The 12,564-nt window shown below is 73.0% G+C and carries 10 protein-coding genes; 6 read left to right on the top strand and 4 right to left on the bottom strand.

Translation table 11 applies throughout. The features are described from left to right. The 4 genes from GTW40_RS06720 to GTW40_RS06705 form a co-directional block, all read left to right on the top strand. Nucleotides 1–1,371, top strand: a 1,371-nt coding sequence (locus tag GTW40_RS06720) for an acyl-CoA synthetase (protein ID WP_161179237.1), incomplete at its 5' end; no start/stop codon positions are given. Nucleotides 1,372–1,571: 200 nt separating this feature from the next. Next, nucleotides 1,572–2,609 carry a rod shape-determining protein gene (locus tag GTW40_RS06715; protein ID WP_161179236.1) on the top strand — a complete coding sequence of 346 codons (1,038 nt, stop codon included), beginning with the start codon at nt 1,572–1,574 and terminating at the stop codon, nt 2,607–2,609. A gap of 416 nt (nt 2,610–3,025) precedes the next feature. Next, complete coding sequence (locus GTW40_RS06710) at nt 3,026–4,027, top strand: 2-dehydropantoate 2-reductase N-terminal domain-containing protein (RefSeq protein WP_161179239.1); 1,002 nt, start codon at nt 3,026–3,028, stop codon at nt 4,025–4,027. 17 nt (nt 4,028–4,044) lie between these two features. After that, nucleotides 4,045–4,692 (top strand): RraA family protein, encoded by a 648-nt coding sequence (locus GTW40_RS06705; RefSeq protein ID WP_161179235.1) that lies wholly within the window; start codon nt 4,045–4,047, stop codon nt 4,690–4,692. Between the two features lie 10 nt (nt 4,693–4,702). Here GTW40_RS06705 and GTW40_RS06700 read toward each other — a convergent pair whose 3' ends face one another. From GTW40_RS06700 to GTW40_RS06685, 4 genes are all read right to left on the bottom strand, one after another. Next, the gene (locus GTW40_RS06700) at nt 4,703–6,094 is read right to left on the bottom strand and encodes an FAD-dependent monooxygenase (protein WP_161179234.1); all 1,392 of its coding nucleotides are present in this window, start codon (nt 6,092–6,094) and stop codon (nt 4,703–4,705) included. Beyond that, entirely contained in the window at nt 6,087–7,319 is a 1,233-nt protein-coding gene (locus tag GTW40_RS06695) for an MAB_1171c family putative transporter (RefSeq protein WP_161179233.1), read from the bottom strand. The genes GTW40_RS06700 and GTW40_RS06695 overlap by 8 nt, the downstream gene beginning before the upstream one ends. Next, the gene (locus tag GTW40_RS06690) at nt 7,316–7,921 is read right to left on the bottom strand and encodes a toxin-antitoxin system, toxin component family protein (RefSeq protein WP_202485505.1); all 606 of its coding nucleotides are present in this window, start codon (nt 7,919–7,921) and stop codon (nt 7,316–7,318) included. The genes GTW40_RS06695 and GTW40_RS06690 overlap by 4 nt, the downstream gene beginning before the upstream one ends. 141 nt (nt 7,922–8,062) lie before the next feature. Next, nucleotides 8,063–11,035, bottom strand: coding sequence for a beta-galactosidase (locus tag GTW40_RS06685; RefSeq protein WP_161179232.1), 2,973 nt, complete (start codon nt 11,033–11,035; stop codon nt 8,063–8,065). A gap of 75 nt (nt 11,036–11,110) precedes the next feature. On the opposite strand from GTW40_RS06685, the gene GTW40_RS06680 reads away from it, so the two are divergent. After that, nucleotides 11,111–11,569 carry an Rrf2 family transcriptional regulator gene (locus tag GTW40_RS06680; protein ID WP_161179231.1) on the top strand — a complete coding sequence of 153 codons (459 nt, stop codon included), beginning with the start codon at nt 11,111–11,113 and terminating at the stop codon, nt 11,567–11,569. A 217-nt stretch (nt 11,570–11,786) separates the two neighbouring features. Beyond that, nucleotides 11,787–12,437 (top strand): DUF4360 domain-containing protein, encoded by a 651-nt coding sequence (locus GTW40_RS06675; protein WP_161179230.1) that lies wholly within the window; start codon nt 11,787–11,789, stop codon nt 12,435–12,437. Nucleotides 12,438–12,564 lie beyond the last annotated feature (127 nt).

Here is a 12,564-nt window from a genome sequence, read left to right as displayed (position 1 = left end):
CTCGCCGCCGCCTCCGGCGCCCTCGCCGCGCGGCTGCGGGGCGCGGGGCGGGTCGCCGTGTGGGCCACGCCCGAGCTGGAGACCGCCGTCGCGGTGACCGGGGCGCTGCTCGCCGGGGTGGCCGCCGTACCGCTCAACCCGAAGTCGGGCGAGCGGGAGCTGGCGCCCATCCTGGCGGACAGCGCGCCGAGCCTGCTGCTCGCGGCACCGGGTGCCGAACTGCCGCCAGGAGTACGTGATGTGCCCCTCTTGGAGGTGGACGCGTACGCCACCGGCACCGTCCCCGAGGACGCGTATGGCGCGTACGACGACGAGGACCCGGCGCTCGTCGTCTACACCTCCGGCACCACGGGCCCGCCCAAGGGCGCCGTCCTCCCGCGCCGCGCCCTCACCACCACCCTGGACGCGCTGGCCGACGCCTGGCAGTGGACCGGCGATGACGTGCTGACCCACGCGCTGCCCCTCTTCCATGTGCACGGACTCGTCCTCGGCGTCCTCGGACCGTTGCGGCACGGCGGCGAGGTCCGGCACCTGGGCAGGTTCGGCCCCGAGGGCGTGACTCGCGCGCTGGATTCGGGCGCGACCATGCTGTTCGGGGTGCCGACGATGTACCACCGCCTGGCGGAGGCGCTGCCCGGCGACCTCGAGCTGGCCAAGGCGCTCGCCGGAGCACGGCTGCTGGTCTCCGGCTCGGCCGCGCTGCCCGTGCACGACCACGAGCGGATCGCGGCGGCGACCGGGCGCCGGGTCCTGGAGCGGTACGGCATGACCGAGACCCTGATGAACACCAGCGTCCGCGCGGACGGCGAGGCCCGCCCCGGCACCGTGGGCGTACCGCTGCCCGGGGTGGAGCTGCGCCTGGTGGAGGACGACGGCACGGAGGTGACCGCGCTCGACGGGGAGAGCGTGGGCGAGATCCAGGTGCGCGGCCCGAACCTGTTCACCGGGTATCTGAACCGGCCCGACGCGACGGCCGCCGCGTTCACGGCCGACGGCTGGTTCCGCACGGGTGACGTGGCGGTGCGCGAGGCCGACGGCTATGTCCGGATCGTCGGGCGCAAGGCCACCGATCTCGTCAAGAGCGGCGGTTACAAGATCGGGGCGGGCGAGATCGAGAACGCGCTCCTTGAGCTGGACTCCGTGCGGGAGGCGGCGGTGACGGGGGAGCCGGACCCGGATCTGGGCGAGCGCGTGGTCGCCTGGGTCGTGCCGGCGGACCCCCAATCTCCGCCCTCGTTGGAGGAGTTGGCGTCCCATGTGGCCCGGCGGCTGGCGCCGCACAAGCGGCCGAGGGTGCTGCGGCTGCTGTCCGCGCTGCCCCGCAACGACATGGGCAAGGTGATGAAGCGGTCGCTGGGGGCGGGTTCCTGAACGCCCGTTCATGGCGGCCTGCGGTGCCGTTGTCCTGGACCCCGCCCGGCGCGTCGCGCGGAACCCCCCGTTCAGCGGCACCCCGCCCGGCCCCCTCCAGAAGGCACCCGGTGCCGGGCCCCCGCAGGATTCCAAGTGGGGCCCCGCTCGGACCGGGCGGACCTCCATGGCCTGCGCACTCGCACTCGGGAGGAACCGCCGTGACCGTCAGCCTGGAGCAGTTGCGCCGCTGCCACGTCGCCGTCGACCTGGGGGCGGCGCGTACCCGCGTGTATGTGAAGGGCGCCGGACTCGTCGTGGACCAGCCCTCGGTGGCGGCCGTGAACACCCGGACCGGCGCGCTCATCGCGGTCGGTGAGTTCGCGGAACAGATGACCGGGCGGACGCCTTCCTACATCCGCGTCGTACGGCCCGTGTCCGGCGGCACGGTCGTCGACATCGACATGGCTCAGCGGATGCTGCGGCATCTGCTCGGCGACAAGATGCGGCGCGCGCTGCGCCGCAAGCCCCGGCTGCGCGCGGCGGCCTGCACTCCGCACGAGGCCGATCCGCTGGCCCAGCGGGCGACGATCGAGACGCTGGTCGGGCTCGGCGCGCGGCGCGTGGAGCTGGTGGACACCCTGATCGCGGCCGCCGTGGGGTGCGGGCTGCCGGTGGAGCGGCCCGAGGCGTCCATGATCATGGTGTGCGGGGCGGCGGCCACGCAGGTCGCGGTGCTCTCCCTCGGCTCCATCGTCACCGCCGAGCGCATTCCGGTGGGCGGCGAGGCGGTGGACCGGGCGATCGTGCAGCACCTGCGGCACGAGCACGAGCTGCTGCTGCCGAGTCAGTCCGTACGGCCGCTCCAGATCGCCCTGTCCGACAACGGGCTGACCCCGCAGGGGCCCGTGACCACCGAGATCCACGGCCGTGACGTGGCGACCGGGCTCGCCCGCAGCGTCCGGGTGGACACCGCCACGATGCGCGACGCGATCCACACCCCGCTCCTGGCGGTCCTCGACGGCATCGGCAAGGTGCTGCGCGAGTGCCCGCCCGACCTGGTGGCGGACCTGGCCGACCGGGGGATCATGATGGTCGGCGGCACGGCCCTGCTGCCCGGCCTCGACCAGATGCTCCGCGACGCCACCGGCGTCCCGGTGCACATCGCGGAGCGGCCGGACGTGTGCGCCGTACAGGGTCTCGGCGCCATGCTGGAGGGGCAGATCGCCCCCCTGGTCCTCAACCCGCTGGCCGCCTGACGGCGTTCGGGGGCGGGTGGCTCGATTCGGTACTCCGTTGGGCACTCAGTCAGGCACTTGGCACGGCACTTGGCACGGCACTTGGCACGGCACTCGGTACGGCCCTTGGTGCGGCACTCAGTACGGCAGGATGCGCCCCGACGGCGTCCTGCGGTCGATCTCCTGCCCCCGCGGCGCCGCGGGGCGACGGCTGACCCGTACCCGGATACGACGTTCCATGACGCCCTCCTCCCGTTGCCGGCGGCGAGCGCCGGTAGGGGGACGGTGCCCAGAACGGGGCAGGTTGAAGCGGGTGACTTCGTAACGGATCACGGTTTTCGCGCGCCGCCGGTGCGAGATCGGTGAGAAATTCCGGCGCCGTCTGGCCGGTTGAGCCGTGAGGCACGAGGATACGGGTGAGACACGGGGGGATGGCGATGCGCTACGTGGTCGTCGGGGCCGGTGCGGTCGGCGGCTCGGTCGGGGCGCGGCTGTACGAGGCCGGTCACGAGGTCGTTCTGGTGGCGCGCGGCGCGCACGGTGCCGCGCTGCGGGAGCACGGGCTGCGGTTCACCACACCCGAGGGCACCCGGACCCTGCGTATCGCGGTGGCGGCCGGTCCCGAGGACGTGTCCCTGCGCCCCGACGACGTGCTCGTCCTGGCCGTCAAGACCCAGCACACGGCGGCGGCCCTGGCCCAGTGGGCGGGCCGTCCGGTCGCGGGCGGGAGCACGGCGGGCGAGTCGCTGCCGCTGCTCTGCGCGCAGAACGGCGTCGAGAACGAGCGCCTCGCCCTGCGGTCGTTCCGCCGGGTGTACGGCGTGTGCGTGATCCTGCCGTCCACCTTCCTGCGGCCCGGCGAGGTCACCGCCTCCTCCGCCCCGTACACCGGCGTACTGGTCCTCGGCCGCCACCCGTCCGGCACCGACGACACCGTCCGCCGGATCGCCGCCGATCTGGAGGGCGCGGTGTTCCGGGCGCCGGTCGTCGCGGACGTGCCGCGCTTCAAGTACGCCAAGCTGCTGGGGAATCTCGCGCAGACCGTGGAGGCGGTGTGCGGTCCGGTCACGCCGGGCGGCGCGTCGGCCGAACTGCTCGACCGGGTACGGGACGAGGGCACGGCGGTGCTGAAGGCCGCCGGGATCGACTTCGCCCCCGCCGCCGAACTGGCCGTGCTGCGGGCGCAGTCGGTGCGACCGCGCCCCGCTCCGGACGGGGGCGCGGCGTTGGGTTCGACCTGGCAGAGCCTGGCGCGGGGCGCGGGATCGGCCGAAGCGGACTACCTGAACGGCGAGTTCGTCCTCCTGGGCCGACTGCACGGCGTACCGACGCCCGCGAACGAGGCCGTGCTGCGGCTGGTCAACGAGTCGGCGGCGGCGGGCCGTTCGCCTGGGGCGACACCGGCGGAGGACATCCTGAGCCGGCTGAACACCGACTGAAGAGAACGAGGGAAGACATGACCCGAAGCGCCCCGCAGGACCTCGACTTCACGGACATCCCGACCACCACCCTCGCGGACCTTCTCGGCCGCGCGCAGGTGATGGACGTGTCCATACGCCCGCTGTGGACGCCGGTGCCCCGCGTGGCCGGACCGGCCTTCACCGTGCGCTGCCCTCCCGGCGACAACCTGATGCTCCACGCCGCGATCTACCGCGCCGCCCCGGGCTCGGTGATCGTGGTCGAGTCGGGCGACCTCGACTACGCCCTGGCCGGGGGCAACGTCTGCGCCGTGGCCCAGCGCCGGGGCGTGGCCGCCTTCGTGGCCGACGGCCTGATCCGCGACCTCGCCGAGGTCCGCGACGCGGGCTTCCCCGTCTTCGCCCGGGGCGTCATCCCGATCCCCGGCACCAAGAAGGCGGCCGAACCCCTGAACACCGACATCCGCTGCGCGGGCGTCACGGTGAGCCCCGGCGACATCGTCGTGGCCGACGAGGAGGGCGTGGTCGTCGTCCCGGCCGCCCGCGCCGAGGAAACCCTGACAGCCGCCCACGCGAAACTGGCCAAGGAGGCCGCGGAAACCCTGGACGACTGGGAGAAGACCCACCGCGCCCGAATCGACCAGGCGCTGCGCGACCAGGGTTTCGAGACCGACGAAGCCCGCTGACTGGCGGGCCCTACACCAGCCCCGCCGCCTTCCGTTCCTCCGGCGTCAGTGGTGGCTGGGTGAGTGGGGGCTTCAGGGGGCCTATCGCCGCTGCCAGGAGCATGCTTGGGGTCAGGAGGGTTTCCGCGCCTCGTTGGAGGGAGGTGACGTCGGTCATCCGGCGTGCCACTCGGCCGTTGGCGGTGGCGGTGCGGAGGAGGCGGGTGAGGTAGGGGGCGAGGAGGCGGTCGCGGAGGGTGGGGCCGGTGGGGGTGGCGTCGGGGTAGAAGACGTCGGCGCCGGTGGCGAGGTCCCAGGCGGCGGTCGTCGTGCGGGCCACCGCCTTCTGGATGTGGCGGGAGAGGGCCGGGGCGCCCAGGCCGCCCCGGCGGTTCACCGTCTCGCGCAGGGCCACGGCCGACCGGGCCGCCACGGACATGCCGTGGCCGTAGACCGGGTTGAGGGCGCAGAGGGCGTCGCCGAGGACGGTGAAGTTGTCCGGCCAACGGGGCATGCGCTCGTAGTAGCAGCGGCGGTTGGCGGTGGTGCGGGTGAGGGTGACGTCGGTCAGGGGGGTCGCGTTCGCCAGGAGTTCGCCGATCAGGGGGTGGCGCAGTCGGGTCAGGGCGTAGGGAGCGAAGTCGGCTGTCGTGCGCGGGAGTTCGTCCTCGGCAGTGCCGAACAGCGTGACCATCCAGCGGCCTTCCTCCACCGGCATCAGCACACCACCGCGACCCGTGCCCGAACCCCGTACGTCCGGCTCGATGTTGACCACCGGGAAGTCCTTCCCGGCCTCCGGCGGCGCCTGGAAGAGACGGCTGGCGTACACCAGGCCGGAGTCCACCTCGCGGTGCTCGGGGGCGGGCAGGCCGAGGGCGGTCAGCCAGGCCGTCGCGCGGGAGGCGCGGCCCGTGGCGTCCACCACGAGGTCGGCCGTCAGGGGGCGTTCCTCGCCGTGGACCAGGACGCGTACGCCCGTCACCGCGTCGGCCGTGCCGGTCGGGGCCACCGCCTCGGAGCCGTCCAGCAGCTCGATGTCCCTGTCGGACAGGACCAGTTCGCGGATCACCCAGTCCAGCAGGTCGCGCCCGGCGGGCAGCATGTACGCCGACTCGGCCCAGCGGCGGTACCAGCCGTACGGCGACAGCGCGACCATGCCCGTCGTCATCGGCACCCGGTTCACCCCGGCCGCCCGCAGCCGCGCCTCCGCGCCGGGCAGCAGCTCCTCCAGGGCCCGCGCGCCGCCCGACCACAGCTGGTGCACATGCCGGGCCTGCGGCAGCCCCTTGCGCGGCTCGGGCCCCGACGGCAGCACATCGCGCTCGACCACGGTCACCCGCGCGCCCGTCGACGCGAGCGCGCGGGCCGCGAGCAGACCGGCGAGGGAGCCGCCGAGCACGACGGCGGACTTGCGTTCACTCATGGACGGCAACGCTCTCTGCTGGTTCGGCGGCCGCACGGACGCGGACCGCCTCGATGTCCTCGGGACTGCGCAGGGCCCGGGAGACGGCCCCGATCTCCTGGAGCAGACTCGTGGTGTCGGGGCCGGAGGCCGCGGCGGCCGGTTCCGGCGTACGGGCCTTCGTCTCGACGGCGTCCAGGATGCCGACCGCCGCCGCCAGGGCCCGCGCCCGCTCCGGCGGATGGCCGAGGGCGAGCCCGGCGGCGTACGACCGCGCGCCGAGAGCGGGGTCGATGTGCCGGGCCAGCGGCAGCAGCACGTCCCGGATGAACGTCTCGCGCCGGGTCAGCCGCAGCTCCGGCGTGGCCCGCAGCACGAACGGCACGCCCTCGCCGGTCGCGGACCGCAACAGCAGGTACAGTGGCCGCAGTTCACGGTGTGCGAGCCGCACCCGCCAGCGGTCGCGGGCGTACTGACCGGCGTGCGGCAGGATGAAGCCGACGGCGATCAGGATCGCGGACATCGCGGCGATCGGCGGCGCCAGATCGGTGCTCAGCCAGTCCAGGTCCCGGCCCAGCCAGCGCGCGGCGACGGCGACGAGCTTGGTCGCGTCGAAGATCAGGTTCAGGACATAGCCCGCACCGAGCAGCTTCAGCCCCCATCGCAGCCAGGCGTCCAGCCCCTCCGCGCGCACCCAGTTCCACAGCAGCCGCGAGGTGATCAGACAGGCCACCGCGTGCGCGCAGAGGTAGAGCAGGATCTCCTCGCGCATGAACGGGGTGTTCGCGTAGTAGGTGTCCAGGTCCCGCAGCCGCTCCACCGGCACGTCGGCCAGCAGGAAGAGCACCCACAGCAGGACGATGACCCCGCAGTACACCGACACCACCCGGCGCCGGGCCCGCCGGGTGACCGCCGAACGGTCGGCCGGGCCGTTGCGCCAGGTGATGATCAGCAGCAGACAGGAGCCGCAGAACGCGGTGAGCAGCGAATAGCACCAGGGCGCCGAGATGTTGGGCACGCCGGTCAGCCGGTTGACCCGGGCGATGGTGGACGGCGAGCAGAAGACGAAGACCCCGCAGGCCAGCAGCAGCAGTCCGCCCACCGCGCGCAGCAGCGGGTCGCGCCACAGCCGGACGATCGTGGGGAGCTTGATGACCAGGGCGGCGGCGAGCACCGCCGTCGGTATCCAGAAGGAGATCGAGAAGTCCCTCAGCGAGGCCGGGTCGGCCAGGACCGTGCCGCTCATCGGGCAGCCCCGCCGCGGCCCCGGTAGCCGAGGGAGCGCTGCACCGGGTCGAGAGGTGCCTCGGGCGCGGTCAGCCTGGCGCGGAAGAGCGTGGCCAGTCGGTGCCCGAAGTCGTCGGCGGCGGCCTCCTCGTCCGCGCGTGAACCGTCCCGCGCGGCCACCGTGAGCGCGAGGCGCTGCCGACCGGGCTCACCGGCGAGCGCGCGGGCCGCCGCACCGGCCGGGGGGTGATGCCGGTGCCCGGCGTGCAGATGCCACAACTCATGTCCCAGGATCACCAGTTGCTGCACGGCCTCGGCGCGCTCCTCCACGATGACCAGGTCGAAGTCCTCGAACTCCACGCACAGACCGGTGACTTCGATCTCGTCCGGGAAGCGCTCGAAGCGCAGCTCGACCGGGCGGCCGTCGCGGCGCGCGCTCATCGCCTCGCACAGAGCACGGCACAAGTCCCGTATGCCATCGATGGGTTGAGGGTGATTGTGCACGGAGGAGGCCAGGGCTGAGGCCAGCGAGCGCATCGACCGGCGCGGCCGGGGCGACCGGGGCGGACCGAGCCGGGCGGCCGCACGTGCCAGCCGCTCCCGCGCGCCCGCGACGCCCATCTGTTCCCCTTCGCACCCGCCGGTGACCGGACCGTCCGAGAGCCTACGCGGACCCGTGTGGCCACGTCATGCCGATCCCGGGTCGCGCGCCCCGAAAATTTCGGTCGCCTCAACTCTGGCGCGGAAAAGCCCCTTTGGAGCTCACCGCGCCCCCGGCGAGGGCACCTCCCGCACCGGCACCCCGCCCAGCGACCGCCCCATCAGCGTCAGGCTCACCTTGCCCGGCCCCGACAGCGTCGTGAACTCCGACAGCACCGCCAGCGCCAGGGTGTTGGTGCCCCGGGTGCGCAGGATGCCGTTGGGCAGGACGAAGGTGTGCTGCGGGCCCACGTCGTTGATGTACTGGCCCAGGTTCCAGCCGTTGAGGAAGATCTGGGCCCGGTAGGCGCGGTGCGGATCGTCCTCCAGGGTCAGCCCCACCGAGGCGTCGATGTCGGCGGGCACCGAGAGCCGGAAGTCGGTCCGGTACCAGGTGACGCCCTGCCGCCGCTCGGCGCGGGGGAAGTCCACCGTCTCCCAGTCGCGGTCGCGGAAGCCGGGCAGATGCCAGCCCTCGCGTTCGCCGTAGAGGCCGCCGTTGTTCTGCGGCCCGCGCACCGGGTCGGGGGTGCCGCCCTGGAGACGCCACGTCACCTCGGGCGAGGCTCCCTCGAAGGAGGCCGAGAGCAGACCCCGCGCCGCCTTGTGGGTGTCGAGGGACGCGCCGTCCTGGTCGTGCTGCATCCGCCGGACCAGCACCGACAGCACATGCCGGCCGGGCGAGCGGAGCTGTTCCCGCACCGGGAAGGACGCCGTGGCCTCCCAGGTCCCCTTGCGGATCGTGGTGGTCTTGTCCGGCACCGGCATCCGGTGGGCGCCCAGGGGATCGCCGTCCAGCCAGGCCATCACCATCCCCTGCGTACCGGTGCTGTACGCGAGTGCGACCTCCTCCAGCCCGGCGGCGCCGTCGAACTCGCCCCGGTACCAGACGTCTCCGTAGTGGAAGCCGTAGTCGTCCGCGAACAGCACCGGGCCGCCCCGGGGCACCGGGGTGGTGCTGTGCGAGGTGGTGCGGTCGGCGGTCTTCCAGTCGCGGTCGTCGAAGTTCGGCCCCGCTTCCGGGTTTTCCGTCCGCATCCGCCAGCCGCCCAGCTCGGGCAGCTTCACCTCGGGCACGCCGGGCAGCGTGACGGTCGTGATCAGGCTGCCGGAGAGGGTGACGCGGGTCGGCACCCGGCGCCCGTTCCACACCACCGAGGAGATTCCGCGCGGACCCCACACCTCCAGCATGGAGTCGGAGGTGAGGTCGCCGGTGAGCCGTACCTCCGAGCCGTGCACCTCGGCGTGGCGCAGCAGTTCGGGGCCGTAGACGAGCAGGCTGCCGGACGCGGTGTCGTAGGGGAACAGCTTCGTGCTCGTCGCGTCGTCCGCGAAGAGCAGCAGCAGCGGGGTCTCGGTCTCGCCGCCCGCGACCAGGACCCGGCTCAGCCCGGCCTCCGGGCCCAACGGCGCGTTGACGTGCAGCTCGTCGCCCGAGAAGGCCCAGCCGGCCTCGGGGTCGAGCCGGGTGGTCACGGGCTCCGTCGGGCAGTGCAGCACCAGTTCGGCCATGTCGCCCGCGCGGCCCGCGAACAGGGCGACGTCCTGCCGCCCGGTCGTCATCCGCAACACCGGCTGCGTGGTCGTGTACTTGAGCCTGCGCTTGCCCAGCGAGAGTTCGGTGGCGAGCATCTTCGCGTCGCGCGGGGGCACGGTGATCTGCAACTTCCCTGCCGTGGTGGGCAGTTCGGTGGTGACCGGCCGTGTTCCGTCGTTGCGCGCGACGTACACGTGCGCGCCGGTGTCCGGGTTGGTCAGGTGGTAGACCTTGAGCCCCTCGGCCTTGACCGGCTCGGCCCGGTCAAGCCGGGCGAAGTCCGGTACGCGCTGCAGGAGATGGCCGAGCTGGTGCAGCGGGGCGATCTTCTCGGTGACGTTGCGGGCCTCGTCGATCGCGGCGCCGTAGTCGTACGACGTGTAGACCACGGGCGCGGGCAGCCAGCCCCACGAGGTGCCGCCGAAGGCCATGTAGATGTTGTGCAGCGTGAGGCCGTTGGCGAGGTTCGTCAGATAGAACCGGCGCTCGTACGCCGAGTCACGGGTGCGCCGCGCCTCCGGGTACCCCTTGCCGTCGAACCAGGCCCCGCCCCACGGGTCGAACCAGCCGCCCCCGAACTCGGGCACGAAACCGGGCGTGTGCGGGGAGGCCGAGGCGCCGCCGGTCGCGCCGCCGGGCCCGAACGTCCCCCAGTCCGGCGGGGTCTGGGTGGGCGACGGGTAGCCGTCGAAGCCGTACAGCCAACGCCCCTTCTCGCCACCGGTGTCGAAGGAACCCGGCGTCCAATGCCCGAAGCGGCCCTTGTCGTTGTGGAAGAGGGGGACGTCGATCCCGTCGGCGCGCACCTTCTTGTACAGGTGGGACATGTAGTCCCGGCCCGTCGGCTCGGTGACGTGGGCGTAGTACTCGTTCTCGATCTGGTAGAGCAGCACCGTACCCTTGCCGTGGGTGAACAGGTGCTCTCGGGCGATCCTGTTGACGTGGGTCAGCCACTCGTCCACGTGCCCCAGATAGACCGGGTCGGCGGTGCGCGCGCTGCCCTTCGTCACCGTGAGCCAGCCCGGGAAGCCGCCGCCGTCGATCTCGGCGTTGATGTAGGGGCCGGGGCGCAGGATGACGTACAGCCCCGTCTCGGCGGCCGTGCGCAGGAACAGGTCCAGATCGCGGATGCCGGTGAAGTCGTACTGTCCGGGCGCGGGGGAGTGGTAGTTCCACGAGACGTAGATGCTCACGGCGTTGAAGCCGTGCGCCCGCATCTTCTGCAGCACGTCCCGCCACAGGGACGGGCTCGGCAGCCGGAACGGGTGCATCTCGCCGGACCACACCACCAGGCGCCTGCCGTCCACGATCAGCGAGTGGCGGTCGTGGCCGATCGTGTGCCGCCTGCCGTCGACGCGCGGCGGTTCGGGCGCCGGACCGGTGGGCGCGGAGCGCGCCGCGTAGGCCGAGGGTGCTCCGGTGCCGCCGCTGCCGCCCAGGGCGAGGCCGAGCGCGGCCGAGCCGGTGAGGGCACTGAACGTACGTCTGCTGAGCGGCAAGGTGGATCCTCCCGGGCGATCCTGCGGGGCGTGGGTCCGGCCATTCTCCACGCCCCGGCGACCCACAATGGACGCATGAGGATCTCGGCGCGGGCGGATTACGCGGTACGGGCGCTGCTGGAGTTGGCCGTACGGCAGGACGAAGGCCCGGTGAAGGCGGAGGAAATCGCGGGTGTCCAGGACATTCCGCACAAGTTCCTGGAGGGCATCCTCGGCGATCTGCGGCGGACCGGGATCGTCGACAGCAGGCGCGGCGGGGGCGGCGGTTACCGCCTCGCGCGGGACGCCGCCGCCCTCACGGTCGCGGACGTCGTCCGCGCGGTGGACGGCCCGATCGTCTCCGTACGCGGCGAACGCCCGACCGAACTCGCCTACACCGGTACGGCCCGGCCGCTGCTCCCGCTGTGGATCGCCCTGCGTGCCGGGGTGCGGCAGGTGCTGGAGGGCGTCACGCTCGCGGACCTCGCGGCGGACGCCCTGCCGGAACCGGTGCGGGCGCTCGCGGCGGAACCGGCGGCCTGGGAGAACCCGTGAGCTGGTTGCGGGGCGGTTGCGGTCCGGGTGCGGCCCGGGTGCGTGAACAGGCCGGTGTGAATGGCCGGAGCGCGCCCTGCCGCAGGCCGGGGGCGCTCCCTACGCTTCCCGTGCCTCCCCGCCTTCACAGCCGTCACACAGGTTCTTCAAAGCTCAACCGGCTTCTCCGAAGTCCAACCGGCGGGCGGGCTCCACCCCTCACGACCCTGGGAGAGACATGACCGGCGGACTCCTCCTGAGCGGCGCCGTCGCCGCTCTGCTGACCACCGCGCTGCCCGCGCACACTCCCTCCTCCGTTCTCGACAACCCGCCCCCGGACAAGATCGTCATCGACGTGGCCACGGTGAACGGCTCCGGCTGTCCGCAGGGCACCGCCGCGGTGGCCGTCTCCCCGGACAACACCGCCTTCACCGTCACCTACAGCGACTATCTCGCCCAGGCCGGGGGCAACTCCGACCCCACGGCCTACCGCAAGAACTGCCAGCTCAACCTGATCGTGCACGTGCCGCAGGGCTTCACCTACGCCATCGCCAGCGCCGACTACCGCGGCTTCCTCTCGCTCCAGCCCGGCGCGAGCGCGACCCAGAAGGCGTCGTACTACTTCCAGGGCTCCTCCAGCACCGTCGCCCGCACCCACCCCTTCGGCGGCGCGTACAACGACGACTGGCAGGCCACCGACACCACCGACTGGGCCCAACTGGTCTGGGCGCCCTGCGGGGTTCAGCGCAACTTCAACATCAACACCGAGCTGCGGGTGAACGCGGGCACCACCTCGCCCGGCAAGGTGAGCTTCATGACGATGGACTCGACGGACGGGGACATCAGTACCGTCTACCACCTGGCGTGGCAGCAGTGTCCCGCGCACTGAGCGCCTGAGCGGGACCCGGTGTCCGTCCCGTCAGACCGGCTGGCCCATCCCCGCCGCGTTCGGCCAGCTCTGCGCGCTGGGCCAGCCGGTCGCCGGGGCCGGGGTCAGCCCGGCGGGCGGCGCGGGC

Origin of the sequence: Streptomyces sp. SID4985 (assembly GCF_009863025.1) — a bacterium.
In the GTDB taxonomy this organism is placed as follows: domain Bacteria; phylum Actinomycetota; class Actinomycetes; order Streptomycetales; family Streptomycetaceae; genus Streptomyces.
The sequence above is the reverse complement of the archived record's forward strand: the minus strand, read 5'-3'. Positions and strand labels throughout refer to the sequence as shown.